The organism is Streptomyces katrae (assembly GCF_002028425.1).
GTDB classification, from domain to species: Bacteria; Actinomycetota; Actinomycetes; order Streptomycetales; family Streptomycetaceae; genus Streptomyces; species Streptomyces katrae_A.
This window is the reverse complement of the sequence record NZ_CP020042.1, coordinates 6,981,208-7,007,532: the sequence shown is the minus strand read 5'-3', so window position 1 is coordinate 7,007,532 and position 26,325 is coordinate 6,981,208. Positions and strand designations below refer to the sequence as shown.

The window sequence follows — 26,325 nt, the reverse complement described above, 5'->3', positions numbered from 1 at the left end:
CCTTTCTCCATGCGGTCCGCGCCCCCCGCCGCACCTTGGCCGGATCCGGCACCGCCCGCCCCGCGCCCGGGTCCGCCGCCGCCCTCCGCTATCCGCGCAGGGGGTTGGGCAGTTCCAGGTAGCGCGCGTCCGCACCGTCCGCGCGGGTCCACCGCAGCAGCAGGTTCGTCTTGGCCGGAAGCGCGGGGGCGTCCAGGAGCCGGGCGATCTCCGGCAGGCCGTGCTCGGTGTCGTAGCGCAGGAACTCCTCGCGCACCGCCGGCCACACCCGGCCGGCCAGCTCCGGGCGGTGCTCGGCCAGGGCTGCGGCCACCTCCGCCAGGTGGTTGACGACCAGGCAGTACACGAGCCGTTCCCAGGCCGCCTCCCGCGGCATGTCCTGCGGGAGTTTGACCCCCTCCGCGTCCCGGAACAGGGCCTGCACGGGCGTCCCCCGGCCGTCGACGGCGACCAGGCAGTTCTGCAGGTGGGCCTCCAGCACGATCCCGTGCCGCGCGAACAGGTCGAGCACCGGGGGGACGACGTGGCGCAGGTACGCCCGCCACCACCCCGCCGGATCGGCCGCGCCCTCCAGCGGGCTGCCGGGGAACCCCTCGGCGAGCGCCGCGCACAGCAGGGGTGTCGCCCCCGGCAGCACCCGCCCGCGCAGCCCGTCGCGGACCAGGACGGCGAGCTCCTCGAAGGCGAAGGCGGCGGTCCGGTAGCCGCGGTCGCACAGCCACACCGCGCTCGCACCGGTGCGGCGGCGCAGGTCCGCGAAGCCCTCCTCCACGGCGCGGTCGGTGCGGCGCAGCTTGAGCAGGTCGTGGCGCCACAGCCGGCGCACGTCGTTGGTGATGCGGACGTCGAGGCTGAACTTCGCGAACAGGTCGGCGTCCGGGCCAGACGCGTGCACGGTACGGATCGAGGCGGTGGGCCACACCGGCAGCCGGGTCGGCCCGAGCCGCAGCAGGCGCCCGTCGGCGAGGGCCCCGCACACCTCCGGGCGGCCGGCGACCAGGTCGAGCTGCCAGGGGTGCGCGGGCAGCGCCCGGTAGCCGGCCGGCGGACGGGGGCCGTCGAGGAGTCCGGCCAGCGCGTCCACCGCCTCCTGGGCGGCCGCCCCGCCCTCCTCGGCCACCTGGTCCTCGCGCAGGGCCAGCATCACGAGCGGGAAGCGCGCGTGCGCCTCGGGGGCGTACGGCAGCCACCCGGCGGAGGGGCCGCCGCCCCGGGTCTTGGGCGCGGGGTGGTGGGGGTGGCCCATGAGCAGGGCCTGCTCGGAGCGGACGTAGGGGTCCTCGGGCACCTCGGCGCCGGCCCGGGCGGCCAGCAGCGCGGCGACCGTGTCACGGCTGTCGGCCATCTCCACCGGCAGCTCGTCGTTGGCGACGCCGGTGTGGCGCAGCAGCTCGTCGGAGGCGAGTTTGACGAGTTCGGCGTGGCTGAGCGGGTGCCAGCCGGCCGCGGTGTGCAGCTCGGGGTCCGCGGGCCGGCGGCCGCCGCCGACCCGCAGGAGCCGGCCGCTGCCGCGCAGCCGGTGGACCTGCCCGCCCTGGGCGTCGGTCACCTCCCGCAGCAGGCAGTTCAGGAGCGGGGCTGCGGCGTATGCGTCGGCGGCGGCGTTGAGGTCCACTGGATCCATTCGGGGCTTCGGAGCTTCGATGCGCCGGGGTCCGCGTGCGGGACCACCGGCCGTGATCTTCAGTATCCGGGATGATGACCTGATCACCGGGTAAACCCCCCGGTCGAAGCGATCCGAAAGGAACAGGACCCTGGACGGCAGCACGCACGTTCCCCCGCCCTCCCCCGGGCCCGCCCCCGCGGGTACCGCCGAGGAGGCGGTCGCCGCCGCGCTGGACGGCGTACGGCCCGGGCTCGGGCCCGCGTACGAGGCCGCGCTGGACGGCGCGCGCTCCGCCGTGCTGACCCGGCTCTGGCGGGCGCTGGCCTTCGAGCCGCTGCCCTGGGTGGTGGGCCGGGAGCAGGGGCCGGACTCGCTGAGGCTGCGGCTGGCCGGGGGCGGCCTGCTGGAGGGGCCGCGCCCGGACCCGTACGCGACGGACGCCCACGTCACCGAGGTGCGGCTGGACGGACGGGCGTACCGGCACGCGGCCCGGCTGGTCGCGGCGCTGCGGGTGCCGCACGGCGCGGCCGGCCCGCTGGGGGCCGCCTTCGCCTCCTTCGCGGCCGAACTGGACGACAGCACCGCCTCCCTCGCCCTGTCCCGGGCCGGGCAGCCGCCCGGGGAGCGGGCCGAGCCGGCCACCACCTGGGAGTGGGAGCAGCGGGTGGTCGACGGGCACCCCTACCACCCCAACTGCCGCTCCCGTCCGGGGTTCTCGGTGGCCGAGCAGCTGGCTTACGCGCCGGAGCACGGGCCCCTGGTCGGGCTCGGGCTGGTCCGGGTCCGGGCGCGGGAGTGCCTGGTCTCCGGGGACTGGCCGCAGGAGCTGCGCGACGGGGACCGGATCCTGGTCCCGGTGCACCCGTGGCAGGCCGAGCACGTGCTCAAGGGCGAGGAGGTGCTGCCGGGTCCGGCGGCGCACCCGCTGATGGCCCTGCGCACCCTCGCCCCGGCGGCGGGCGGCGCCCATGTGAAGACGGCCCTGAGCACCCGGCTGACCTCCTCGGTGCGGGACATCTCCGCCTATTCCGTCGAGACGGCCGCCGTGGTCTCGGAGTTCGCGCACGCGCTGGCTGGGCGGCTGGACGGCCGCCTGCACGTCACCCGCACCCTGGGCGCGGCCACCGCCTACAGCCCGGACCTGGCGGCGGTGCTCCGCGAGGCCCCGGAGGACTACGCGCGGGCCGGCGAGCGGGTGGTCCCGGTGGCGGCGCTGGCGGGCACCCGGCTCGCCCGGTCGGCGGAGTGGCAGGCCCGGTTCGCCCGGCTGGCCCTGTCGGTGTGCCTGCGGGTGCTGGAGCTCGGGGTGGCGCTGGAGGCCCACGGCCAGAACCTCCTGGTGGTCCTGGCCCCCGACGGCACCCCGGTGCGGCTGGTCTACCGCGACCTGGCCGACATCCGGATCAGCCCGGCCCGGCTGGCCCGGCACGGCCTGCCGGTGCCCCCGCTGTCGGGCCGGCTGGTGACGGACGACGAGACGGTGCTGCGGCGCAAGATGTTCGGCTCCCTCGCGGCCGGGGCCCTCGCCGCGACGGCGGGCTCGCGGCGGGCCTTCGGCGCGGCGCTGGCCGCAGGCCTGGACGCCCTCCCCCCGACGGCCGACGCGCAGGCGCTGCGGGGACCGCTGCCGGTGAAGGCCCTGACCCTGATGCGGCTCAGCCCGGGCGTACCCGGGGACCAGTGGACCCAGCTGCCGAGCCCCCTGTCCGGGGGGTGAGGCAAGGGGGCGGCGGACACCGGTGGGCGCGGCCGTCCGCCCCGTCGGCGCAAGGCGAGCGCCGCGACGTCAGGTCGTGCCCCGGCCCCGGCCGGCGCCCCTGGGACCACCCGGCACGGCGGCGCTAATGTGCGGGAGCATGACAGCCACCTCGCGCCCCGGTGCCGTACCGGCGCCCTCCGCCCGCGTCGCCGTCGACCACGCCGGGCCGCCCCGGGACGAGCCGCCGGTGCGGCCGCTGGACCGGGCGGTGCTGGACGCCTTCGCCGCGTACGCGCGCGGTGCGGGCGGGGCGGTCGCCGACGTGGGCTGCGGGCCGGGCGGGGTGACGGCGTACCTGGAGCGGCGCGGGGTACGGGCCTTCGGCGTCGACCTCTCCCCGGCGATGGTCGCGGTGGCCCGGCGGACGTATCCGGGGCTGCGGTTCGAGGTCGGCCCGATGGCCGCGCTGGACGTGGCGGACGGGGCGCTGGGCGGGGTCCTCTCCTGGTACGGGACCGCCCAGGGCCGGGTGGAGGAACTTCCCGCCCTCTTCGCCGAGTTCGCCCGGGTGCTGGCCCCCGGCGGCTACGCCCTGATCGCCTTCGAGGCCGCCGGGGAGGAGCACCCCGGCGACCGTCCGGGCGCGTACGGGACGGCGCCCGGGCTGATCGCCGGTCTGCTCGGGGAGGCCGGGCTGGCGGAGGTGGCCCGCGTGCTCCGGGCGCCGGACGGACGGGAGCGGGCGCCGCAGGGCTTCGCCTTGGCCCGCAAGCCGCCGCGGTCCTGACGGGGCGGCAGCTCGCGCCCGCAGCTGCCGCCGGGAGGTGCCCCAGGCCGGCGCCGCCCGGCGAGATCCGGAAGAGACGACCCGGGTGGCGGGGGCCGCGCGGTGTCCGCCGTTCGGGGGACAACTCGGCTCCGGCGGGCCCGCCTTCGCCCCGATCGGGGCGGGTGGTGGCAGGAAGGAAGTATGAAGATTACACGTCGCCGGGTCCTCACGGGGGCGGCCGCCGCCGTGCTCGGCGCCGCCGGAGCGGTCTCCCCCGCCCGGGCGCGGGCCCCGTTGGCGGGCGCCGCGGGCGGGCCGGACTTCGGCGCGCTGGCCCGGGCGATGGACGGGCGGCTGGTCCTTCCGGGGGACGGGGACTACGCCGAGGCCCGGCAGCTGTTCCAGCCCCGCTTCGACTCCGTGGCCCCCGGAGCCGTGGCCTATCCGGTGCACGCCGGTGACGTGGCCGTCTGCCTGGACTTCGCGCGGCGCTCGGCCGCCCCGGTGGTGCCGCGCGGCGGCGGGCACGGCTACGCGGGGTGGTCCACGGTGGAGGCAGGGCTGGTGGTCGACGTCGGGGCCATGGCCGGGGTGGCGGTCGAGGGGGACGAGGTGCGCGTCGGCGCGGGGGCCCGGCTGGCCGACGTGCACGCGGCCCTCGCCGGACGCGGCCTCGGCGTCCCCGCCGGGCTGTGCCCCTCCGTCGGCATCGCCGGACTCACCCTCGGCGGCGGCCTGGGCCTCGCCTCCCGGGCCCACGGCACCACCTCCGACCGGCTCACCGGAGCCCGCGTGGTCACCCCCGACGGGGTGGTCCGCGAGGCCGGACCCGACCGGGACGCGGAACTGTTCTGGGCGCTGCGCGGCGGCGGGGGCGGCAACTTCGGGGTGGTCACCGAGTTCCGGCTGCGCACCCATCCGGTCGGGGACGCCGCCTTCGCCGAACTGCACTGGCCCGGCGCGGACTCGGCGGCGGTGGTGCGCGGCTGGCAGAGCTGGCTCGGGGGACTGCCGGACCCGTTCTGGAGCCAGGCCGAGTTCACGGTGGAGGCCTCCTCCTCCGCCGCCCTGGCCGTCCGGGCGGTGTGCCTCGACGGGCGGGCGGAGCTGGAGCGGGAACTGGCCCGGCTGGCGGGGCTGGTGGGGCGGGAGCCGCGGGACTCCTGGATCACCGTGCGGAGTTACGGGGACACCGTGCGGGCCATGGCGGGCTGTCCCGACGGCGGACCCGAGCGGTGCCGGCTGCCGGGGCGGCTGCCCGGCCGGGATCCGCGGGGCCTCCTCGGCCGGGACTCGTACGCGGCCCGCTCCGACTTCTGGGACGGGCCCGGGCTGCCGGAGGCGGCGGTCGGCGCGGTCCTCGATGCCGTCGGACGGTACGGGCGGGCCGTGCCGCCGGGCGGGCTGGGCGTGGTCCAGTTCGACGGGGTGTGCGGCGGGGCCGTGAACCGGGTGCCGGCCGGCGCCACCGCCTTCGTCCACCGCGACAGCGCCTTCCTGGCCCAGTACCTCGCGTACTGGCCGCCGTCCGCGACCGCCGCCGAGGCGGCCCGGCACCAGGACTGGCTCGACGGGCTGTGGCGGGCCCTGCGCCCGTGGGCGGGCGGCCGGGCCTACCAGAACTACGCCGACCCGAAGCTGACCGGCTGGCGCGAGGCCTACTACGGGCCGAACCTCCCCCGCCTGGAGCGGGTCCGGCGCGCCTACGACCCGGACCGGCTGCTGCGTTTCCCCCAGGCCGTCTGAAACCCCGGCCCACCCGTGCGACCGCCGGGCCCGCCGGGCCGTCACGAACAGGAACGAGACATGCTGCGTACGTTCACCCTGGCGGCGGCGACCGCCGCCCTGCTGCTGCCGGGCGGGCCGCTGCCCGCTGTGGAGACCGGGACCGCCGAGGCCTCGGCCGGGCACTGGACCGCGCGGGAGGCCGCCGCGTTCTGGACCCCGGAACGGATGGCCGCCGCGGTCCCCGTCCCCGACCCGCCGGCGCCCGGCACGCCGGCCCCGGCCCCGGCGCCCGTCCAGGGCACCGCCCCGGCCCCGGCCGCCCCGCCCTCTGCCGCCCCCTCCACCCCCTCCGCCGCTTCCGCCCCCTCCGCCGCTTCCGCCCCCTCCGCCGCTTCCGCCCCTTCCGCTCCTTCCGCTCCTTCCGCCGCGGCGGGGCCCGCCACCTCCGCGGCTGCCGTGTCGGCGGTCCCGCTGCCCGTGCCGGCGGCGAGCACCCTGCCCGCCCCGGTGCCCGCGGTCCCCGCGCCGACGACGGCCCCCTCCCCGCTGCCCGCGCCGGTGATCCCGTCCGCCGCGCCGGGGGTGGGGCAGGACTTCGACGGGATCCCCGTCGTCGGCAGGATGTTCGTCATGCAGGGGGCCGGCGCCTACTTCTGCACGGCCAGCGTGGTCTCCTCCCCCGGACGGAACCTGGTGCTCAGCGCCGCGCACTGCCTGCTCGGCACCGACACCCGCCAGGTGGCCTTCGTACCGCAGTACACGCGCGCCAACCCCCGCCCGTACGGCATGTTCCCGGTCCTGCGGGACGCGGCGGGGAAGTCCAAGGTGTGGATCGCCTCCCGCTACCGCGCCGAGGGCGCCGCGAAGGCCGCCACCCTCGACGTGGCCTTCGCCCAGGTCGGCCCGGACGCCGACGGCGAGGACGTCGAGGACGTGGTCGGCGGGAACCGGCTCGTCACCGGGGCCACCTTCAACCACCCCAAGGTCCTGCTGATCGGCCACCCCGCGCCCGCGCCGCGCCCCCGCGCCTGCGTCAACAAGACGACCAAGTTCACCAGCACCGACCCGGGGAGCCCCGGATCGTTCCTGCGGATCGACTGCACGGGCTACCCGGGCGGAACCAGCGGCGGGCCGTTCATCACCCGCTTCGACGAGGACACCTCGACCGGGGACGTGGTGGGGGTGATCGGCGGCTGGGAGACCGGTGGCCCCACGGCCGACACCTCGTACAGCGCCTACTTCGGCGCGGAGATCAGGAAGCTGTACCAGTCGGCGGTCGCCGGGGTGCGGGCGGAGTGAGCACCCGCACCCATCGGGTCCGGCGCGGGTTGCCGACCGTCCGGGGGGTCACCGGGACCCCCTCGACGCTCAGCGGGTCGGCCGGGGGCAGTTCGAGCTGACGGCGCAGATCGGCGAGGGCCGCGTGCACCGGCGCCAGGATGACCTCGGCCCGCGGGTGGACGTGCGCGAGGGCGTGGGCGGTGGTCTCGATCGTCTCGGCGGCGTCCTCGGCGGCGGTCCGGCTCCACCCGCCCGGCCCCCCGGCGCTCCAGGGGGCGACGGCGTCGTAGAGGTGGCAGGCGGCATCGGCCGCGGCGTCGGCCCGTTCGCCGACCCCCGGCGCCGCGATCATCGGCAGCAGCTCCATACCGGCACAACGAGCGGAGCCCCCGGGGGGAACGAGTCTCGGACGCCACTAGGAAGCGACCGTCTGGAGCCAGAGGGGCAGGAGCAGGAGGGAGACCACCGAGCTCTTGATCACGACCGAGGCGGAGAGGCCGACCCCGACGTCGTAGCGCTGGGCGAAGATGAAGAGGTTCTGCGGGGTCGGCATCGCGGCGATCAGGACGAGGTAGGCCAGCCACGGCCCCCGGACCCCGAAGAGCCCCGCGCACACCGCCCAGGCCAGCAGGGGGAAGGCCAGGCACTTGAAGGCGATCAGGGCGGCCTCCTCGCGGGTGGTGCCCCGGACGTCCAGGCCCGCTCCGCCGAGGTGCAGTCCGAGGGCGAACAGGGCCACCGGGGAGGCGCTGTCGCCGACGAACGAGGCGCCGTCGAGGAGCACCTTGGGGACGTGCACCGACAGCAGGTTGAGCACGATGCCCGCGTTGCAGGCCAGGACGAGCGGGGTGGCCAGGGAGGCGGCCAGGGCCCGGGAGAGGCGGGCCGCGGGTCCGCCCCCGTCGGCACGGCCCAGTTCCATCAGGGCGATCACCACGAGGGAGAGCACGCACACCTGGAACAGCAGCACCGGGAAGATCGGGGCGGCCGTGCCGAAGAAGGTGATGAAGACGGGGACGGCGAAGTAGGCGGTGTTGACCTGGACCCCGGCCATCACGCGCAGCGCCACCGCCCGGGGCTCCCGCACGCCGAAGGCGGAGGCGCCGAGGACCACGAGGAGCACGGCGAGCGCGGCGGCGGCCGCGTAAGCGCCGATGGCCCGCCAGTCGAACAGGGCGCCCAGGTCGGCGGCGTAGATGTTGCCGAAGAGGTAGCAGGGGACCGCGAAGAGGAAGGCGTAGTCGGAGAAGGCCTTGGAGGCCTCCGCCGGGACGGTCTTGCGGCGGGCGAGCAGGACCCCGCCGCCGAAGGCCAGCAGGACCGGCACCAGTTTCTCGAGTGCGGCTGCCCCGCCCATGTGTACGGCTCCCCCGGTCGTGCCGGACGACGTTGTCCGACGGTGTGCAGCCTATCCACCCCCGCCCTCGCCCCTTCCGGGCGTCCCGGCGCATAGGCTGGCGGATCATGAGGTTCACACCGCGCGTCCCCGGCCGCGCCCGCACGACCCCGGCGGCGGCAGGCAGGGGCCAGGGCAACGGCAGGAGCAAGGGCAAGGGCAAGGGCAGGGAGAAGGCTGAGGGCGCGGGCCGGTTCGGGCAGCTGGCCGCGGCGCTGCGGACGCCGGCCCGGCCGGGCGAGCCGCTGCTGGCGCGGGCGCCGCGCCGCTGGCAGCGGCTGCTGCCCTTTACCGGCGCGGGCGTCTTCGTGGTGGTGCTGCTCCCCGTGACCGTCGCGGTGCTGACCAACGACTACCGGCTGGGCGGCGGGTGGGCGGGGGCCCTGGGCGTGGCGCAGACGGTGCCGCTGCTGCTCGCGGTGACCCGGCCGGTGCCCGCCTGGGCGGCGGTGCTGGCCGCCGACCTGGCCGGGGCGGTGCTGCTGGGCTTCACCGACGGGGTGGCGGGGCGTCCCTGGCCGTGGCCGCCGATGGAGATCGTCGGGTACCTGGTGCTGATGGCCTGCCTGGGGCTGCGGGAGTCGGTCCGGACGCTGGTCGGGGTGTGGCTGGCGACGGGGGCGGCCGGAGTGGTGCTCGGGTTCGCCGCGCCGGACGGGGTGACGAACACGGGGGCCCTGCTGTTCGTGCTCGGCGGCGTCGTGCTGGCGCTGACCGGTGCGCTGCGCGGGCTGGGCGACGCCCGGCAACGGATCGCGGAGCAGGAGAGCATCAGCGGGGCCGAGCGGGCGCGGCGCACGCTGCTGGAGGAACGGGCGCGCATCGCACGGGAGTTGCACGACGTGGTGGCCCACCACATGTCGGTGATCACGGTGCAGGCCGACTCCGCGCCGTACCGGCTGCCGGGGATGGAGGAGCCGGTGCGCGAGGAGTTCGCTGCGATCGCGGCGAGCGCCCGCGAGTCGCTGGGCGAGATGCGGCGGCTGCTGACGGTGCTGCGCGGGGACGGGAGCGACGGCGGCGCGGACGCAGCGGGGGCGGCCGGCGGGGAGCGGGCGCCGCAGCCCGGGGTCGGGCGGATCCAGCAGCTGGTGGAGGCGACCGTGCGGGCCGGGCAGCCGGTGGAGCTGTCCCTGGCGCCGGGCGTGGCGGAGGCGGCGCGGGCGGACCCGGCCGTGGACCTGTCGGCGTACCGGATCGTGCAGGAGGCCCTGGCGAACGTGGTGCGGCACGCGCCGGGGGCGCGGACCCGGGTGTCGGTGACGCACTCCGCCGGGGAGGGGGAGGTGCTCGTGCTGGTGGTCAACGGCCCGGCGCCGGAGCCGCTGGTGGCGCTGGAGGGGGCGGGTACGGGGACGGGGCACGGCCTGGTGGGGATGCGCGAGCGCGTACGGTTGACCGGCGGGACCCTGGACACGGGCCCGCTGCCCGAGGGCGGTTTCCGGGTCGCCGCCCGGCTGCCGCTGACCTCCCGGACCGAGGACTCCAGTTGACCATCCGAGTGATCATCGTCGACGACCAGGCCATGGTGCGCGCGGGGTTCGCCGCGCTCTTGTCGGCGCAGGCCGACATCGACGTCGTGGGCGAGGCCGCCGACGGCCGGGAGGGCGTGCGGCTCGCGAGGACCGTGCACCCGGACGTGGTGCTGATGGACGTACGGATGCCGGAGCTGGACGGGCTCTCGGCGGCCCGGGAGGTCCTGGACCCGCCGCCGGGGGTGACGCACCGTCCGAAGGTGCTGATGCTGACCACCTTCGACATCGACGACTACGTGTACGAGGCGCTGCGCGCGGGCGCGTCCGGGTTCCTGCTGAAGGACGCCCCGCCCGCCGACCTGATCGCGGCCGTCCGGGTGGTGGCCTCGGGCGAGGCGCTGCTGGCGCCCTCGGTGACGCGCCGGCTGATCGCGGACTTCGTGCGGCAGCGGCCGGCGCCGCGCAAGGATCCGGCGCTGCGGCTGAACGGTCTGACCCCGCGCGAGACGGAGGTGCTGGAGCTGATCGCGCGGGGGCTGTCGAACCAGGAGATCGCCGCGCATCTGGTCCTGGCGGAGCAGACGGTCAAGACCCATATCGGGCGGGTGCTGGGCAAGCTGGACCTGCGCGACCGGGCGCAGGCGGTGATCTTCGCGTACGAGGCGGGGCTGGTGCGTCCCGGCGACGCGGGGTAGGGCCTGTCTGACCGTTCGCGCCGGCCCCGGCGGGAACGGTCAGACAGGCCCTGGCACTCCTCCACCCCCTACCGGGGTATGAGGCACCGCTTGGCTCCCCGGTCCGACGCGCGGCCGGGTACCTGCTTCCTACCTTCCTCTCCGTCACGAGGAGAAAGGGGACGGGTCATGCGCCGCTTCGGGAGGACGACCGGCACGGCCGGGCCGGCCGCGATCGCGCGGGGAGAGGTCCGATGAGCGCGCCGGCCGCCCTGCGGCGGGCCGCCGGGCGGATCGACCGGCGGACTCCGGTCCACCGGGACCGGGCGGTCGACGGGCTGCGGGCGCTCGCGCTGCTGGCGGTGCCGACCGGGCACTGGCTGCTCGGCGGTTTCACCCTGGACCCGGAGGGCGGGCTGCACAACGCCAGCCCGCTGTCGGCCGTCGGCGCCCTCGCCCCGGCGAGCTGGGTGCTCCAGATGCTCGGCATCTTCTTCCTGGTCGGCGGTTACGCCTCGGTGCTCTCGTTCCGCCGTCGGCCGGGCTCGACCCGGGCCTGGCTGAAGGGGCGGATGGTGCGGCTGGGGCGGCCGGTGCTGGGGGTGACGGCGGTGTGGGCGCTGGCCGCGCCGGTGCTGTACGCGGCCGGGGTTCCGGAGGCCACGCTGCGGACGGGGGCGACCCTGGTGGTCCAGCCGTTGTGGTTCGTGGGGGTGTACGCGGTGGTGACGGCGCTGACCCCGTACTGCGTCCGGGCGGCGGGCCGGCTGGGCGGCTGGGCGGCGGCCCCGCTGCTGGTGTCGGTGGCGGTGGTGGACTTCCTGCGCTACGGGCCGCTCGCCGGGTCGGTGCCGTCCTGGCTGTCCCTGCTGAACGTGCTGCCGGGCTGGCTGTTCGCCTATCAGCTGGGCGTCTCGTGGGGTGAGCGGCGGATCGGCCGGCGCGGGGCGTGGCTGCTGCTGGCGGGCGGGGCGGCGCTGTTCGCGGTGCTGCTGGCGGTGTTCCACTACCCGGCCTCGATGGTGGGCGTGCCGGGTGCGGCGCGGACCAACTCGCATCCGCCGTCGCTGCTGGTCCTGGCGCTGGCCTCGGCGCAGTCGGGGGCGGCGATCCTGCTGCGGGACCGGCTGGCGCGGCTGCTGGCCCGGCCGGCGCTGTGGGCGCCGGTGGTGGTGGTCAACCTGTCGGCGATGACGATCCTGTGCTGGCACCAGACGGCGATGCTGGCGGCGGCCGTGCCGGCCTCCTTGTCCGGCGGGCCGGTGGCCGGGCTGACGACGGCGCCCGACGGTCCGGGGTGGATCGCGGCGCGGATGGTGTGGCTGCCGGTGTTCGCGGTGCTGCTGGTGGGGATCGCCCGGTATGCGCGCCGGTTCGAGGTGGCGTCGGCGCCGGGACGGCGGGGGTCGGCGGCCCGGGCGGCCGTGGCGGGGGTGCTGGCGGCGGGGTTCGGGGTGTTCGCGTTGGGGCTGGCGTAGCCGGCCGGGTCCCGGGGGTGGTCGTCGCGGAGCACCCGTACGCGAAGAGAGCGCCGTTCCCGGTGGGGAGCGGCGCTCTCTCGTCGTGTGAACGCGGCGGCCGCCGCCGGGGGTCAGGCGATGGAGGCGGCCACGATCGCGGCGACGGCGAGGTTGCAGCAGGCGGTGACCCAGACGGCCGGGTGCGGCTCGGGGTCGACCACGATGGCGCCGAGCTTGCCCGGGGTCACCAGGTCCAGCACCAGGAAGGCCACGGCCATCAGGACCAGGCCGAGCAGGCCGAAGGCCGCCGTGGACAGCAGGCCCTTGCCGAAGTCCTCGTACGTCGTCCAGATCGAGGTGAAGACGATGCCGCCGATGCCCAGGAGCGCGGAGCTGAGCAGCAGGGCCGCGTTGCGGTTGCGCTCCTCCCAGATCTGCCTGGGGAGCTTCCCGGGGGTCAGCACGTCCACCAGCACGATACCGAGGATCAGCAGGACCAGTCCGAGGGCGCCGTAGGCGGTCGTACGGCCGAGTCCGTTGACGATGTCGCTCATGGAGAAGCCTGTCTGACGCGGGGGTGGACAAGGATGTGCCAAGGACGAGCCGAGGGGAGGCCGAATCTATCGCACGGCCCAGCCCCGGACCATGGGGAGGTCAGGAGATGGCAAAGGTCAGGCCCGCGCGGCCCGGAGAGGCGGCGGCGCTGACCGCGCTGATCAGGCGGTCCAAGGCGCACTGGGGCTACGGCGCGCGGTTCCTCGCGGCGTGCGCGCAGGAACTGCGGGTCGGGGAGGAGGAGCTCACGGTCCGGCGGATCGTGGTGGCCGAGAGCGCACGCGGGGAACTGCTGGGCGTCGCCTCCCTCGAGGACGTCGACGCGGGCGCGGGGGGCGAGGCCGGTGACGGGCCCCGGACGGCGCGGCTGGGGCTGCTGTTCGTGGAGCCGTCCGTGATCGGCCGGGGTGTGGGGCGGCTGCTGTACCTGGACGCCGTGCGGCGGGCCGCCGCGCTGGGGTCGCGGCGGCTGCTGATCGACGCCGACCCCCATGCGGCGGGCTTCTACCGGGCGATGGGCGCGGTCCCGGCGGCGGGCTCACCGCCGGGGCTGGTCCGGTTCACGGTGGCGCCCGCCCCGCTCGCGCGGTGGGCGCGGGCCTGGACGGGCGGGGGCGCGGCGGTGCACGTGGGCAACGTCGCCGAGTTCAATGCCCAGTTCGCCGACGCCTCCCTCGGCCGCGGACAGCGGGCCGCGCACGACTACTCCTGCCTGGCCGCCTTCTACAGCCCCCGTCCGGCCGCGCTGGTCCTGCCGCGGCCGGTGCCCCGCTGGTGGGCCGGTGCGGTCGGGCGCGCACTGGGCTGGGGGCCGGAGGTGGAGGTGTACGACGCTCTGGCCGGGCCGGGCCCGGGCCTGTCGGAGGCGGTGCTGGCCCGGCCGGCGCTGGCCGGGCGGGTCAGGGGAGCCGGGCTGCCGCTCGTACCGTGGGGGCTGACGGAGCCGTACGCGCGGCTCGCCGGTCTGCCGTGGCGGCCGGACGCGCTGCGGTACGAGTCGAAGTCCGCGGCCCACGCCCTGTTCGCCCGGATCCTGGCGGACGGGGGCCATCCGGAGGTCACCCTGCCCGCGCAGTGGCGGACGGGATCGCGCCGGGCGGCGGTGCGCCGGGCGGCGGCTCGGGCCCGGGCGGGCGAGAGCACCGTTCTCAAATCGGAGCACGGTGTGGGGGGTTCGGGCACCACCCTGGTGACGCCCGGGCTGCTCCGGGCGGCCGGCGGGGCCCGGGCGCTGCGGGGGCGGCTGCCGCGCGGCCCGCTGCTGGTGGAGGAGTACGTGCACGGCCCGGCGGACGCGGGCGCGGACGCGGACGCGGACGCACCACGGGATCTGACCTACGACGGGTTCGTGGACGGCGAGGGCCACCCGCACCGGGTCGGGGCGGCGCTGATGGACGTGGCCGGCGGGGGCTACCGCGGTGCCACGGTGGGCCCGGGGGTGGTGCCCGCGCACCTGGAGGGGCCGCTGCTGGGGTTCGGGGCGGCGGTGGGCCGGGAGCTGGCCGCGGCCGGCCACCGGGGCTGGTTCGACGTGGACTTCGTGGTGGACACGGCGGGGCGGCTCGCGCCGACCGAGGCGAACCTGCGGCTCACCGGCCCGTCGGTGGCGTTCATGGTGGCTGCCCGGCTCGACGCGCTGCGCGGTGCGGGGCACCTGGTGCGGATCGCGGACCGGGTGGAGCTGGGCGCCCGGCTGCCGGAGGCCCAGCTGGAGGAGGTGTGCGGCGCCCTGGCGCGGGACTGCGCCGCTCTCGGGGCCGTGTTCGTGCCGGCGATCCCGACGGGGGCGTTCGACCCGGCGCCGTGGCTGGGCGTGCTGGTGGCTGCGCACAGCCGGGAGGTGCTGGACGCGGCCGGGGCGCTGGTCCGGGAGCGGGCCCGGGCGGTGGGCGAGGACTTCGCCGCCGGGGAGCGGGGTCAGCCGTCGGAGCCGGAAGGCGGGGCGGCGGGCCGACGGGTGAGGTAGACGGCCACGATCAGAGCGGCGATCATCAGCGGGATGTTGAAGGAGTAGACGAGGGCGGCCTGCCGCGGCCAGTCGTGCTTGGCCGCGAGCCGGTAGAGGTTGTCCTGCGGCCACCAGGCCAGCAGCAGGTAGGCCACGGCCAGGTGGGCGGCGGCCGTCAGGCGCCGGCCCGGTCCCGGGCGCGACATCCGCCGGCGGCCCGCGAACAGGAACAGCAGGCCCGCGGCGAAGGCCGAGCACTCGAAGAGGTACAGGACGGAGAAAAGGAACGACCACGGGCCGGGCACCCCGGTGAGGTCGGTGGAGCCGGGCCAGATCAGGTCGGTGGCGAACAGGGCGACCACGGTCAGCGGCACCGCCGCGCAGCCGAAGCCGAAGCAGCCGGGCAGCTCCCCGCCCGCCGACGCCCCGTACTTGCCGCCGCCCACGGGCCGGGCCCCCGGCTGCGGGGGCTGCGGGACCGCCGCCCGGTCCTCCTGGCCCGCCCGGGTGCGGGGCAGGGTGGGCAGACGCACGACGCGGACCGGGATCGCGGCGGACGGCACCCGGCCCGCGAGGTGTTCGCGGAGCCCGTCGGCGTCCACGGGGGCGCCGTTGCCGTCCCGGCCGGAGCCGTCGGGGGGCGGGGCGACGTACGCGACGAGCCGGGTGTTGCCGCGACTGCCGACGGGGGTCAGGACGGCGGCGCCGACGCCGGGGTGGGTGCGCAGGGCGGACTCGGCCGGATGCGGGTCGAGGGGGCTGCCGTCGGCGAGGGTGATCCGGTCGCGCAGGCGTCCGGCGAACTCCAGCAGCCCGTCCGGGCGGAGCACGGCCAGGTCCCCGGTGGCCAGGGCCTCGCCGCCGCCCGGCGGAGTCAGGAGCAGCTCCCCGGCCCGCAGTTCGACGCGGCTGCCGGGGAACGGGGTGCCCAGCAGGGAGAGCCGTTCGGGTTCGTCCAGGAGGCGGGGCAGCTGCGGCAGTTCGAACCAGGTGCCGGCGCCGGCCGCCTCGGTGGGGCCGTAGACGCCGAGGACGCGGGCGCCCGGGCGGAGCCGGTCCTGGAGGGCGGTCTGCTGGTCGAGGTAGAGCCGGTCGCCGGTGACGGTGAGCAGACGCAGGGCCGACAGCCGCGGCGCGGGTTCGCGCCGGCCCCGGCGGGCGGCGCCGGCCGGGTCGAGGCTGCGGTCGAGGAGGCGCAGGGCACCCCCGGGGTCGGTGTGCAGTGCGCTGACCTCGTACTCCGAGACGGCTTCCGGTATCTCGGCGGGCGTCCAGGCCGGGCCCTGGGGCAGGACGAGGGCGCCTCCGGCGCACAGGGCGCGGGTCCAGCCGGCGGCGAAGGCCGTGAGGTCCGGGCCGCCGGTGAACAGGTGGCGGTCCTCGGGGGTCAGGCGGGCGAGCTGGGCCCAGGCCTCGTGGGCGGCGAGGAGCAGGGCGTGGCCGACGGGGACGGGGCGGGGCACGGCGGTCGCGGTGAACAGGATTGCCGCCGGGGCGGGCTGCGCGGCGCGGGCCGGAGGGTGGCCCGGCCCGGCCGCGATCGCCTCGGCCTCCGCGTCCGCGAGGAGGGCCGGCAAGCCCTTGCCCAGGTCCAGGCGGGCCGCGCCCGCGGCGTCGGTGAGCAGCAGGTCGGGCGCCAGGGCGAGGAGCTGGTCGCGCGCGGTGCGGGTGTCGGCGGGGTCGACCAGGGCGTAGGCGGCGCCCGCCTTGAGGGAGGCCAGGAGGGCGAGGACGGTCTCCTCGCGGCGGGTGGGGGCGATGGCGATGCGGGCGCCGCCGGGCAGTCGCCGGGCGAGGAGGTGGTGGGCGAGCCGGTTGGCGGCCGTGTCGAGTCCGGCGTAGGAGAGGGGACCGCCCGGTGTGATGACGGCGGGGGCCCCGGGGGTGTCGCGGGCCCACTGCTCGAAGCGCTCCAGGACGGTGTCGGCGGCGGGCCGGCCGGGGCCGGCGGAGGACGATGCCTGCGTCATTCCCCCGATGATGCCACCGGGCCCGCGGCGTGCCGGGCGTTCCCGGAAATCCCTCCCGTCAGCGGGAGTTGACCGGGGGCGGACCCCGGCGGGTGGTCCTGCGCCGGTCCCTTGACCTGAAGTTTGGTCGAGGTTCTACCGTGGGGGTCATGGACATGGAAGTCACCGCCTGGCATTCGCTGCACAGCGCGATCAACGCCCAGCAGGGCGACCGGCCCCCGTTCTCCCCGGCGAGCCTGCGCAGGATCGCCGCCTTCGCCCGCCCGCACCGGCGCGGGCTGACCTTCTTCCTGCTGCTCAGCGTGGTGGGCGCGCTGCTGGCGGTGGCCACCCCGCTGCTGGCCAGCCGGATCGTGGACGCGATCGTCCAGGGGGCGAAGGCGGGCGGCGACGGCGACACCGGGGAGGTGACCCGGCTCGCGCTGCTGATCGCGGTGATCGCGGTGGCCGAGGCGGGGCTGGGCCTGCTGACCCGCAAGCTCTCCGCGACGCTCGGGGAGGGCCTGATCCTCGACCTGCGCCGGGCGGTCTTCGACCACGTCCAGCGGATGCCGGTGGCCTTCTTCACCCGGACCCGGACGGGCGCCCTGGTCAGCCGGCTCAACAACGACGTGATCGGTGCCCAGCGGGCGTTCAGCAACACCCTGTCCGGGGTGGTGTCCAACGTGGTGACCCTGCTGCTGACCCTGGGGGTGATGCTGAGCATCTCGTGGCAGATCACCCTGCTGGCACTGGCGCTGCTGCCGGTGTTCGTCCTGCCGGCCCGCCGGATGGGCACCCGGATGGCCGGGATGCAGCGGGAGGCCTCGGCGCTGAACGCGGCGATGGGCACGCAGATGACGGAACGGTTCTCCGCGCCCGGCGCCACCCTCGTCAAGCTGTTCGGGCGGCCCGCCGACGAGTCGGCCGAGTTCGCGGCCCGCGCGGCCCGGGTCCGGGACATCGGCATCCGTACGGCGATGGCCCAGTCGGCGTTCATCACGGCCCTCACCCTGGTCTCGGCGCTGGCCCTGGCCCTGGTCTACGGCCTGGGCGGCTACTACGCCCTGCGCGGCGGCCTGGAGGCGGGCTCGGTCGTCGCCCTGGCCCTGCTCCTGACCCGGCTGTACGCCCCGCTGACCGCGCTGGCCGGGGCCCGCGTCGAGGTGATGAGCGCGATGGTCAGCTTCGAGCGGGTCTTCGAGATCCTGGACCTGAAGCCGCTGATCGCCGAGAAGCCGGACGCCCGCCGGGTGCCCGAGGGCCCCGTGGCGGTGGAGTTCGACCGGGTCTCCTTCGGCTACCCCTCCCCCGACAAGGTCTCGCTGGCCTCCCTGGAGGAGGTGGCCGTCCTCGACGCCCGCGGCGGCACGCAGGTGCTGCACGAGGTGTCCTTCCGTGCCGAACCCGGCCAGATGATCGCCCTGGTCGGCTCCTCCGGCGCCGGCAAGTCCACCATCGCCCAGCTGCTCCCCCGCCTCTACGACGCCGACGCGGGCGCGGTGCGCCTGGGCGGGATCGACGTGCGCGACCTCACGGCGGACTCGATCCGCGACACCCTGGGCATGGTCACCCAGGACGGGCACCTGTTCCACGAGTCGGTACGGGCCAACCTGCTGCTGGCCCGGCCCGGTGCGGCCGAGGAGGACCTGTGGGAGGCCCTGCGCCGCTCGCGCCTCGACGGCCTGGTCGCCTCCCTCCCGGACGGCCTGGACACCGTGGTCGGCGAGCGCGGCTACCGGCTGTCGGGCGGGGAGCGGCAGCGGCTGACCATCGCCCGGCTGCTGCTGGCCCGGCAGCGGGTGGTGATCCTGGACGAGGCCACCGCCCATCTGGACTCCACCTCCGAGGCGGCCGTCCAGGAGGCGCTGGCCGAGGCGCTGGCGGGGCGGACGGCGGTGGTGATCGCGCACCGGCTGTCCACCGTGCAGGCCGCCGATCTGATCCTGGTGGTGGAGGAGGGCCGCATCGTGGAACGCGGCACCCACGCCGAGCTGCTGGCGTCGGGCGGGCGCTACGAGGAGCTGTACCGCACCCAGTTCGCGACGCGGGGCACGGCCGCGACGGGCTGAGCCACGGCCGCCCCGGCGCCGGGACGCGGCCGGGGGTGCGCTTGAGTGGTACCCGGCGAAGACGGTGCGACGGCGAGGACGGTGAGGACGGCGAGGTACGGCATGGACCCCCGGGGCGTCATCGTGGTGATGGGCGTGGCCGGGACGGGCAAGTCGACGGTTGGCCGGCTGCTCGCGGACGCCCTCGGCGTCCCGTACGCCGAGGGGGACTCCTTCCACCCGGCGGCCAACGTGGCCCGGATGTCGGCGGGGATCCCGCTGGAGGACGCCGACCGGTGGCCGTGGCTGGACGCCGTGGGCGCGTGGGTCCGGGACCGGGGCGGGGAGGGCGGGGTGGTGGCCGCCTCCTGCCTCAAGCGGGCGCACCGCGACCGGCTGCGGGCCGCCGCACCGGGGGTGGGCGTGGTGTTCGTCCACCTCACGGGAGGGCGGCCGCTGATCGGGGCGCGGATGGCCGCCCGGACGGGGCACTTCATGCCCGTCTCCCTGCTGGACTCCCAGTTCGCCGCGCTCGAACCGCTCGGCGCGGACGAGCCGGGATTCGCCGTCGAGGTGTCGGGCACCCCCGAGGAGATCACCGGACGGGCGCTCGCCGCCCTGCGCGCGCCGGGGAGCGGGGGAACCGCGCCGTGACGGGCCTCCCGGCCGGAGCCGGCGTTCCGGCGGGCGGGACCCCGCGGCCCGTCTTCACGTGCACGTCCTCCACGTGCACGTGAAGACGGCCCCGAGGCCGGGCAGCCGCTCGATCCGCGCCCCGAGCCGCTCACGCGCCCCGGCGGCCCCGTCGCCCTCGGGGAGCTCGACGGTCAGGTAGCCGGCCCGCCCCCTCCGAGGCCCCCTCACCCGGGTCAAGACCGCCGGGGATCCGGTCCGTCGAGCTGGGCCGCCGCGAGGGCGAAGCCGTCGGCCGCCCGGGCGCAGCGGTCGGCCAGCGCCGCCACCTCCGCGCGGAGGGCGTCGGCCTGCGGTCCGCGCCACTCCAGCGCCGCCGCACCCGCGCGCAGCCGCCGGGCGTGGCTGCGCAGGACGGTGCAGTGGCCGCGCAGGCCGTCGGCGGGTGCGGACGGGGCGGGGCGCGGGGGGCGGCAGGTCACGGGGTGCTCCAGGGGGACGGGGAGGTGCGGCCGTGGTCGGCGGGGGTGCCGGGCGTGCCGGGTTCCCCGGAGGCGACCCGGCCGGGGTCCCGGCCGCCGCCGCCCGGTTCGCGTGCGCAGAAGGCCCGTACGGCGGCGCCGAGGCCCAGCAGCGGTTCGGCGGTGACGGCCCGTCCGGTGGCGACCTGCCAGCCGGCGTGGTCGTTGAAGGGGTTCTCGTCCGTCAGCGCGTGCCAGGCGAGGATGTCCGCGAAGGCCGGGGCGAGCAGGGTGAACGCCGGCCCGGTGCCCCGCTCGCGCAGGATGCGCCGGAAGGCGCGGGCGGCGTCGGCCTGCCGCCCGCCGTCCACCGCCCGCAGCACGGCGGCGCAGCCGGGGTCCGCGAGGAGTTCGGGCCGGCCCGCGGTCGCCACCCGGATCCGGGCCTTCAGTCCGCAGACGGCCGCGCTGACGGCCAGGTTCTCCCGCCGGGCCAGGATCCCGGCGAACCATCCGGCCCGGGCCACCCCCCGGCCGCGCGGGGCCCAGCCGAGGCCGGCCGGGTCGGTGAGGGTGCGCAGCAGGGTCCGCCAGGCGCGGCGCCGGCGGCTGCTGCGGGCCACGAGGGCCCCGGCGGGCAGGCGCGCGCCGAACGCGAGCCCGGAGGCGTACCGGGCGGCTTCGCCCACGGCGTCGGCGGCCTCGGCCAGTTCCCGGCACAGGGCGTCGAGCGTGTCGACGTCCGGGTCGGCGGCCGGCGCGGTCACGGCGTCGGACATGGGCTCCTCGCGGGGGCTCGGTACGGCGGCTGCGGACGGCTGACGCCCTCACCGTACGACGGCCCCGCGAGCGGCGCGCTCCGACTGCGCTACGAGGGTGGGCCGCCGGTCAGGGCCGGTTCGGTCAGGGCCGGTTCGGTCAGGCTCGCGCGGGTGAAGGCCGCCTCCCGGAAGGCGGTGCGCAGCCGGGAGGCGGATCCGGCGGCGGGGCCCGGGATCAGGACGGCCCAGCGGTCCTGGCGCGGGGCGACCCACAGGGCGGGGCCGGGGCCGGACGGGGGGTGGTGGGACCAGACGCCGGCGGGCGCGGGGTGCCAGAGCAGGCCGCGGGCGGGGGTGAGCTCCCCGGTGCGGATGCGCAGGGACTCGGCGGTCCAGGCGCGCGGGACGGGGTGGCCGGCCGGGGACAGCAGGTGGCGCAGGAACCGGGCGAGGTCGGCCAGGGTGGTGTGCAGGGCGCCTTCGGCGAGGCGGGTGCGGGTCATGCCGAGCGGCTGCCAGATCCGGGTCGCGGCGCAGTCGCCGAGGGGGGCGCCGGCGAGCCGTTCGGCGAGGGCGGTGAGGGCGGCGGGGGCGGCCGGGCCCTCGCCGCGCGTGAGCAGCTGGTGGGTGGTCGTGCCGGCGGGCGCTCCGGTGGCGGGCGGCTGCCCGTAGGCCGTGAGGGGGGTGTGCAGGGCCAGCTCCCCCTGGGCCACGAGGGTGCCGAGGACGGGCCAGAGGGCGAGGGCCGGGGTGAGGGCGTCGGCGGTGAGGGGGGTGTCCCAGTCGCCCGGCGGGCCGGGACGGGCGGCGTGGACGGTGTCCGCCGAGCCCACCGCCCAGACCGCCTCCGGGTCGGCGGTGCGCATGAATGCCTCGATCTGCGGCGTCATGCCCGGCACGGTACGTCGGCCCGCTCGGCCCCCCGGGCAGGTCGCGGGGAACGCGCGGACGCGTTGCCGCCCGCCACCCGAATGCCGGGGGCGGCGCCCGCCGTGCCGGCGCCGGGTCCGAGGCCGCCGCAGTGGCCCGCTGGACCTTCGGGGGCGGGCGGGTCAGCCTGGAGGGATGAGCGCCCTACCCGGTGAACCCGTGCCCCGCCCCGGTACGTCACCGCCGCCGCCGGCCTCCCCCGTCTCCCCCGTCTCCGGTGCGGAGCCGGGGGTGGTGCTGCGGTCCGCGCGGGGGCGGTGGGTGCTGCTGGCCACCGTGCTCGGGTCCGCGATGGCCCTGCTGGACTCGACCGTGGTCAACGTCGCCCTCCCCCGCATCGGGCGCGACCTCGGCGCCGATCTCGCGGTGCTCCAGTGGACCGTGAACGCCTACCTGCTGACCCTGGCCGGGCTGATCCTGGTCGGCGGGGCGCTCGGCGACCGGTTCGGGCGGCGCCGGATCTTCGTCGTCGGGGTGGTGTGGTTCGCGGTCGGCTCCCTGCTGTGCGGTATCGCCCCGGGCGCCGGGGTGCTGATCGGTGCCCGGGCCCTCCAGGGCGTCGGCGGGGCCCTGCTGACCCCCGGGTCGCTCGCGCTGATCCAGGGCTCGATCCGGTCCGACGACCGGGCCCGGGCGGTGGGCCTGTGGTCGGGGTTCGGGGGCGTGGGCGCGGCCGTAGGGCCCTTCCTCGGCGGCTGGCTGGTGGACGGGCCGGGCTGGCGGTGGGTGTTCCTGCTCAACGTGCCGGTGGCCGCGCTGTGCGTGCCGGTGGCGCTGCGGCACGTTCCGGAGTCACGGGATCCGCAGGCCGGGGGGCGGTTCGACGTGCTCGGCGCGGTGCTCGGGGCGGCGGCCCTGGCCCTGATCACGTACGCGCTGATCGAGGCCCGTTCCGCGACCGGGGCCGTGATCGGGGCGGGGGTGGCCGGGGTGCTGCTGGCGGCCGCGTTCGTGTACGTGGAGCGGCGGCGGCCGCATCCGATGGTGCCGCCGGACGTGTTCGCCTCCCGCCAGTTCACGGCCGTCAACCTGGTCACCCTGTGCGTGTACGCGGCCTTCGGCGGGTTCTTCTTCCTCATCGTGCTCCAGCTCCAGGTGGTGTCCGGGTACTCGGCCCTCGGCGCGGGGGCCGCGCTGCTGCCGACCACCGTTCTGATGCTGCTGCTGTCGGCCCGCGCGGGGGCGCTGGGCGAGCGGATCGGGCCGCGGATCCCGCTGACGGTGGGACCGCTGCTGTGCGCCGCCGGGATGTTGCTGAGCCTGCGGGTGGGGCCGCACGCCTCGTACGCCGGGGACGTGCTGCCCGCCATGGTGGTGCTCGGCGCGGGCATGGCCGCCCTGGTCGCGCCGCTGACCGCGACCGTGCTGGCCTCGCTGGATCCCGGCCGGGCGGGCCTGGCCAGCGGCATCAACAACGCCGCCGCACGGGCGGCGGGGCTGTTGGCGGTGGCCGCGCTGCCGCTGCTGGCCGGGATGGGCCCGGACGCCTACCTGTCGGCCGGCGCCTTCGATGCGGCCTACGGGCGGGCGATGGCCTGGTGCGCGGGGCTGCTGGTGGCCGGCGCGGCCCTGGCGTGGGCGACCGTGCGCTCCCCCTCACCCGGGGCCTGCCATCCGGAGTGCCGGACCTCCTGCGCGGTCGGCTCCCCTCCGCTGGAGCACCCGCACGCGGCGGAGCACCCCCAGGAGCCCGCCCCCTGAGCGGTCCCGGAGGCCTTCGGTGTGCTGGAGCGCGTCGGCGGACCTGGCGGCGGGCGGGGCCGTGGCCACCGCCGGGGTGGTGTGCCTGGTGCGGGTGCGGCGGGTCCGGGACCTGCCTGTGGCCGCGCTGCCGCTGCTGCTGGGCGCGCACCAGCTGGTCGAGGCCGCCGTCTGGGACGCGGGCGGCGGCTGCGGTCCGGCCACCACGGCCTGGGCGGTGATCGCCCTGCCCGTGCCGGCGGTGTGGGTGCCGTTCGGGGTGCTGCTCGCCGTAGCGCCCGGGGGCCGGCGCCGGCTGTGGGGGCCGGCGGCCGTCGGTCTGGCCACCGCCGCGGTGCTGGCGTACTGCCTGGCCGTGCGGCCGGTGTCCGCCGAGGTGCGGGGGCGGGTGCTGGGCTACGCGGTGGACGTGCCGTACGCGCCGCTGGTCCTGGCCGGGTACCTGTACGCCGTCCTGGGCTCCCTGCTGCTCTCCGGGGACCGCGCGCTGCGGGTGCTGGGCGCGGTGCTGGCCGCGGGGGCGGCGGTGTGCGCGGCGCTGTGGCGGCTGGAGTTCGCCTCCACCTGGTGCGCCTTCGCGGCGGTGGCGTCGCTGCTGGTGCTGGGCTGGGTCCGGCGGGCGGCGCCCGCTACTGGTTCCGGCCGCCCAGGACGAAGAGCAGGTAGACGAAGAACGCGAAGAGGTGACCCACGAAGAGGTACGCGATCAGCCTGATGACCAGGCCGCGCGGGAACTTGGACTCGAAGCGCCGGAAGACGCCGAGCGGGGCCTTCTGTTCGGGCGTGGTGGACATGTTCTCTCCTCGGGACGGCATGACGGCTGGCTCCTCGGCTGATCAGCGGTGGCGGCTATGACGGCTAGGGGTGGTGCTTGGCGGTGCCGCCGAGGCACATCCCGGCGAGGCTGCTCTGCAACAGCGTGTGGACGAACAGCAGCTCCGCCCCGCCGGGACCGGCCGCGCCGATCCGGTGCGGGGTCAGCGAGTCGAAGTGGGCGCTGTCCCCCGGCTCCAGCAGGTGCTCGGCCTCCCCCAGGTGCAGCCGCAGCCGCCCGCCGAGCACGTACAGCCACTCCTCTCCGGGATGGACGCGCACCAGCTCGCCCTGGCTGCGTCCCGGAGGGACGTGCACGCGCAGCGCCTGCATGCCCCGCCCGGAGCCCCCGGCCTGCCAGTACGTCCACCCGTCGGCCTCGCGGGCCCCGGGACCGCCGGCCCGTACGATGGGATCGGCGACTCCCTGGGTCTCGCCGAGCAGTTCGGAGACGGTCGTACCGTAGGTGCGGGCGAGTCCGAGCAGCAGCGGCAGCGAGGGCTGGCGCCGACCGGTCTCCAGCCGCGACAGGTGCGCGGGCGACAGCCGGGCCCTGGCTGCGGCCGCCTCCAGGGTGAGCCCGGCGCGCCGGCGCAGTTCGCGCAGCTGCGGGGCCACGGCGGGCAGCTCTTCGGCGCCGCCGGGGGCCTGTGGGGCCTCGGTGTCCGGGGGGTCCTCGGGACGGGGGGTCATGTCCCGATTGAGCCAGAATCTTGCCCCGCTGGCAATCTTCCTTGCCTCTGAGGCAAATTCCCCCGTCCCCAGGTCAGCCGCGGCGCTGCTCCAGCACCGTCTCCACCGTGTCGGCCTCCCCCGGCGCCTTGTCGGGGCGGTGCCTCAGGACCCGGGCGAAGCGCAGGGCCACCCCGGCCGGGTAGCGCGGGGAGCGCTGGAGGCCGTCGTAGGCGATCTCCACGACCAGCTCCGGCCTGACCCGGACGGTGAACCCGTCGTCCTCCACGGCGAGCTCGCGCAGCCGCTCGGTCTGCCAGCGCAGCATCTCGTCGGTGAGGCCCTTGAACGTCTTGCCGAGCATGGCGAAGCTCCCGTCGGCGGCGCGGGCGCCCAGGTGCAGGTTCGACAGCAGGCCGGTGCGGCGGCCGTGGCCCCATTCGGCGGCGAGCACCACCAGGTCGAGGGTGTGCACGGGTTTGACCTTCAGCCACTGTTTGCCGCGCCGGCCCGCCGCGTACGGGGAGCCGAGACCCTTGGCCATGACCCCTTCGTGCCCCCGGCCCAGGGTCTCGGCCAGGAACTCCCGGGCCCGCTCCTCCTGGGCGGCCGGGTCCTCCACCACCAGCCGGCGGACCCGCGCGGCCTGCGGGACGAGGCCGGCCAGGGCGGCGTACCGGTCACGGACCGGCAGGTCCAGCAGGACCCGTTCGCCGAGGGCCAGCACGTCGAAGAAGAACGCGCCGACGGGGAGGGTCCGCCGTGCGGCGTCCACGTCCACGCGGGAGCCGACGCGGCTCGCGATCTCCTGGAACGGGACCGGCCGCCCGGCGGCGTCGTGCCCGATGACCTCCCCGTCCAGGATGAACCGCTCCCCGGGCAGGCTCAGGGCGAGCTCGACGACCTCGGGCAGCCGGGCGGTGATCTCGTCCAGGGAGCGGGTGTAGACGTGGACCTCCCCGCCCTCCCGGTGGACCTGGACCCGGATCCCGTCGAGCTTCTCCTCCACCGCGCACGGCCCGAGCGCGCGCAGGGCGTCCTCCAGCGAGCGGGCGGTCCCGGCCAGCATCGGCTGGACGGGCTGCCCGATGCGCAGGGCCACCCCGCTCAGCGCCGCGGCCCCTTCGGCCAGTACCGCGGCCGCCACCCGGGGCAGCGAGCCGTCCAGCATCACCGCCCTGCGCAGGTCGGCCGCCGGCACCCCGGCGGCGGCCGCGACCCCCTCCAGGGCCACCGCGTCCAGCGCGCCCTGGCGCACCTCCCCGGAGAGCAGGCTGCGCAGGAACCGTTGCTCGGGCGCGGTGGCGGCGCCCAGCAGGGCGGCCACGATCCGGCGGCGCTCGGCCTGCGCCCCCGGGCCGGAGACGGCGGCCAGCTCGGCCACGGCCGCGTCGACGGCCCGTACGGTCAAGGTGGGCTCCGCCGCCGGCCCGGTGTCCTCGGCCAGGGTGCGCCAGCCGATGCCCGGGCGGCCCTGCGGCAGGCGGCCGGAGAGGTAGGCGATGACCAGGCCGGCCTCGTCGGCGGGCGCGGCCGCGAAGAGCTCCGCGAGCAGGGCGGTCTTGCGCGACCGGGCGGAGGTCTCGGCGACCTCCCGGGACACGCGCGCGACCTCGGCCAGCAGCATGCGCCCCATCCTGCCGCCGCCGGGGCCGCCCCGCAGCCCGGCGCCTACCGCGGGTGCGGTACGCGGGGCCGCGCGGGTACTCCTGGAGAAGGGGCGGGGCTCCCCCTGAGGGAGCTCGGGGAAGGAGATCACGGCC

Annotated in this window: 23 protein-coding genes; 12 read left to right on the top strand and 11 right to left on the bottom strand. The window is 77.1% G+C overall.

The annotated features are described in order from the left end of the window. Positions 1-88 precede the first annotated feature (88 nt). Positions 89-1,624 (bottom strand): IucA/IucC family protein, encoded by a 1,536-nt coding sequence (locus B4U46_RS31755; RefSeq protein ID WP_079431052.1) that lies wholly within the window; start codon positions 1,622-1,624, stop codon positions 89-91. A gap of 130 nt (positions 1,625-1,754) precedes the next feature. On the opposite strand from B4U46_RS31755, the gene B4U46_RS31750 reads away from it, so the two are divergent. The 4 genes from B4U46_RS31750 to B4U46_RS31735 all read left to right on the top strand — a co-directional run bounded on the left by B4U46_RS31750 (position 1,755) and on the right by B4U46_RS31735 (position 7,101). Continuing rightward, positions 1,755-3,323, top strand: coding sequence for an IucA/IucC family protein (locus B4U46_RS31750; RefSeq protein WP_079431051.1), 1,569 nt, complete (start codon positions 1,755-1,757; stop codon positions 3,321-3,323). A 139-nt stretch (positions 3,324-3,462) separates the two neighbouring features. Next, positions 3,463-4,092 carry a class I SAM-dependent methyltransferase gene (locus B4U46_RS31745; protein WP_079431050.1) on the top strand — a complete coding sequence of 210 codons (630 nt, stop codon included), beginning with the start codon at positions 3,463-3,465 and terminating at the stop codon, positions 4,090-4,092. Between the two features lie 183 nt (positions 4,093-4,275). Beyond that, complete coding sequence (locus B4U46_RS31740) at positions 4,276-5,820, top strand: FAD-binding oxidoreductase (RefSeq protein ID WP_107438362.1); 1,545 nt, start codon at positions 4,276-4,278, stop codon at positions 5,818-5,820. A gap of 60 nt (positions 5,821-5,880) precedes the next feature. After that, complete coding sequence (locus B4U46_RS31735) at positions 5,881-7,101, top strand: trypsin-like peptidase domain-containing protein (protein ID WP_079431049.1); 1,221 nt, start codon at positions 5,881-5,883, stop codon at positions 7,099-7,101. On the opposite strand, the gene B4U46_RS31730 is transcribed toward B4U46_RS31735, so the two are convergent. After that, positions 7,055-7,450, bottom strand: a complete 396-nt coding sequence (locus B4U46_RS31730; protein ID WP_079431048.1) for a hypothetical protein — start codon at positions 7,448-7,450, stop codon at positions 7,055-7,057. The two genes, B4U46_RS31735 and B4U46_RS31730, sit on opposite strands and share 47 nt — an antisense overlap. A gap of 48 nt (positions 7,451-7,498) precedes the next feature. Further along, the gene (locus B4U46_RS31725; protein WP_079431047.1) at positions 7,499-8,440 is read right to left on the bottom strand and encodes an AEC family transporter; all 942 of its coding nucleotides are present in this window, start codon (positions 8,438-8,440) and stop codon (positions 7,499-7,501) included. A 107-nt stretch (positions 8,441-8,547) separates the two neighbouring features. Here B4U46_RS31725 and B4U46_RS31720 point away from each other — a divergent pair, with 107 nt between their 5' ends. The 3 genes from B4U46_RS31720 (at position 8,548) to B4U46_RS31710 (ending at position 12,106) form a co-directional block, all read left to right on the top strand. Beyond that, complete coding sequence (locus B4U46_RS31720; RefSeq protein ID WP_079431046.1) at positions 8,548-9,972, top strand: sensor histidine kinase; 1,425 nt, start codon at positions 8,548-8,550, stop codon at positions 9,970-9,972. Beyond that, positions 9,969-10,649, top strand: coding sequence for a response regulator (locus B4U46_RS31715; RefSeq protein WP_079431045.1), 681 nt, complete (start codon positions 9,969-9,971; stop codon positions 10,647-10,649). The genes B4U46_RS31720 and B4U46_RS31715 overlap by 4 nt, the downstream gene beginning before the upstream one ends. A 233-nt stretch (positions 10,650-10,882) precedes the next feature. Further along, positions 10,883-12,106, top strand: coding sequence for an acyltransferase family protein (locus B4U46_RS31710; RefSeq protein ID WP_079431044.1), 1,224 nt, complete (start codon positions 10,883-10,885; stop codon positions 12,104-12,106). 113 nt (positions 12,107-12,219) lie between these two features. Here the strand turns inward: B4U46_RS31710 and B4U46_RS31705 are convergent, their stop codons facing one another. Further along, positions 12,220-12,642 carry a DUF350 domain-containing protein gene (locus B4U46_RS31705; RefSeq protein ID WP_079431043.1) on the bottom strand — a complete coding sequence of 141 codons (423 nt, stop codon included), beginning with the start codon at positions 12,640-12,642 and terminating at the stop codon, positions 12,220-12,222. A 107-nt stretch (positions 12,643-12,749) separates the two neighbouring features. Between B4U46_RS31705 and B4U46_RS36885 the strand changes: the two genes are divergently transcribed. Then, positions 12,750-14,609, top strand: a complete 1,860-nt coding sequence (locus B4U46_RS36885) for a GNAT family N-acetyltransferase (protein ID WP_107438361.1) — start codon at positions 12,750-12,752, stop codon at positions 14,607-14,609. On the opposite strand, the gene B4U46_RS31695 is transcribed toward B4U46_RS36885, so the two are convergent. Beyond that, positions 14,561-16,561: an AMP-binding protein gene (locus B4U46_RS31695; protein ID WP_079431042.1), complete on the bottom strand. Its 2,001-nt coding sequence runs from the start codon at positions 16,559-16,561 to the stop codon at positions 14,561-14,563. The two genes, B4U46_RS36885 and B4U46_RS31695, sit on opposite strands and share 49 nt — an antisense overlap. Before the next feature lie 149 nt (positions 16,562-16,710). On the opposite strand from B4U46_RS31695, the gene B4U46_RS31690 reads away from it, so the two are divergent. Together B4U46_RS31690 and B4U46_RS31685 are read left to right on the top strand one after the other, a co-directional pair. Further along, positions 16,711-18,612 (top strand): ABC transporter ATP-binding protein, encoded by a 1,902-nt coding sequence (locus tag B4U46_RS31690; protein WP_079431041.1) that lies wholly within the window; start codon positions 16,711-16,713, stop codon positions 18,610-18,612. Between the two features lie 102 nt (positions 18,613-18,714). After that, positions 18,715-19,245: a gluconokinase gene (locus B4U46_RS31685; RefSeq protein WP_079431040.1), complete on the top strand. Its 531-nt coding sequence runs from the start codon at positions 18,715-18,717 to the stop codon at positions 19,243-19,245. A gap of 215 nt (positions 19,246-19,460) precedes the next feature. On the opposite strand, the gene B4U46_RS37670 is transcribed toward B4U46_RS31685, so the two are convergent. The 3 genes from B4U46_RS37670 to B4U46_RS31670 form a co-directional block, all read right to left on the bottom strand. Beyond that, on the bottom strand, positions 19,461-19,706 hold the full coding sequence (locus tag B4U46_RS37670; RefSeq protein WP_079431039.1) for a hypothetical protein: 246 nt from the start codon (positions 19,704-19,706) through the stop codon (positions 19,461-19,463). Next, a complete protein-coding gene (locus B4U46_RS31675) occupies positions 19,703-20,464 on the bottom strand; it encodes a hypothetical protein (protein ID WP_079431038.1) in 762 nt (253 codons plus the stop codon). Before B4U46_RS31675 ends, B4U46_RS37670 begins: the two co-directional genes overlap by 4 nt. Positions 20,465-20,553: 89 nt before the next feature. Next, the gene (locus B4U46_RS31670; RefSeq protein WP_079431037.1) at positions 20,554-21,336 is read right to left on the bottom strand and encodes a hypothetical protein; all 783 of its coding nucleotides are present in this window, start codon (positions 21,334-21,336) and stop codon (positions 20,554-20,556) included. Between the two features lie 175 nt (positions 21,337-21,511). Here B4U46_RS31670 and B4U46_RS31665 point away from each other — a divergent pair, with 175 nt between their 5' ends. Beyond that, positions 21,512-23,077: an MFS transporter gene (locus B4U46_RS31665; protein ID WP_079431036.1), complete on the top strand. Its 1,566-nt coding sequence runs from the start codon at positions 21,512-21,514 to the stop codon at positions 23,075-23,077. Positions 23,078-23,096: 19 nt separating this feature from the next. Beyond that, positions 23,097-23,792, top strand: coding sequence for a DUF6629 family protein (locus tag B4U46_RS31660; protein ID WP_079431035.1), 696 nt, complete (start codon positions 23,097-23,099; stop codon positions 23,790-23,792). On the opposite strand, the gene B4U46_RS40420 is transcribed toward B4U46_RS31660, so the two are convergent. The 3 genes from B4U46_RS40420 to B4U46_RS31650 all read right to left on the bottom strand — a co-directional run bounded on the left by B4U46_RS40420 (position 23,707) and on the right by B4U46_RS31650 (position 26,189). Further along, on the bottom strand, positions 23,707-23,892 hold the full coding sequence (locus B4U46_RS40420) for a DUF6126 family protein (protein WP_123995197.1): 186 nt from the start codon (positions 23,890-23,892) through the stop codon (positions 23,707-23,709). The two genes, B4U46_RS31660 and B4U46_RS40420, sit on opposite strands and share 86 nt — an antisense overlap. 43 nt (positions 23,893-23,935) lie before the next feature. Then, on the bottom strand, positions 23,936-24,583 hold the full coding sequence (locus B4U46_RS31655) for a helix-turn-helix domain-containing protein (protein ID WP_079431034.1): 648 nt from the start codon (positions 24,581-24,583) through the stop codon (positions 23,936-23,938). A 73-nt stretch (positions 24,584-24,656) separates the two neighbouring features. Further along, on the bottom strand, positions 24,657-26,189 hold the full coding sequence (locus tag B4U46_RS31650) for an ATP-dependent DNA ligase (RefSeq protein ID WP_079431033.1): 1,533 nt from the start codon (positions 26,187-26,189) through the stop codon (positions 24,657-24,659). Positions 26,190-26,325 lie beyond the last annotated feature (136 nt).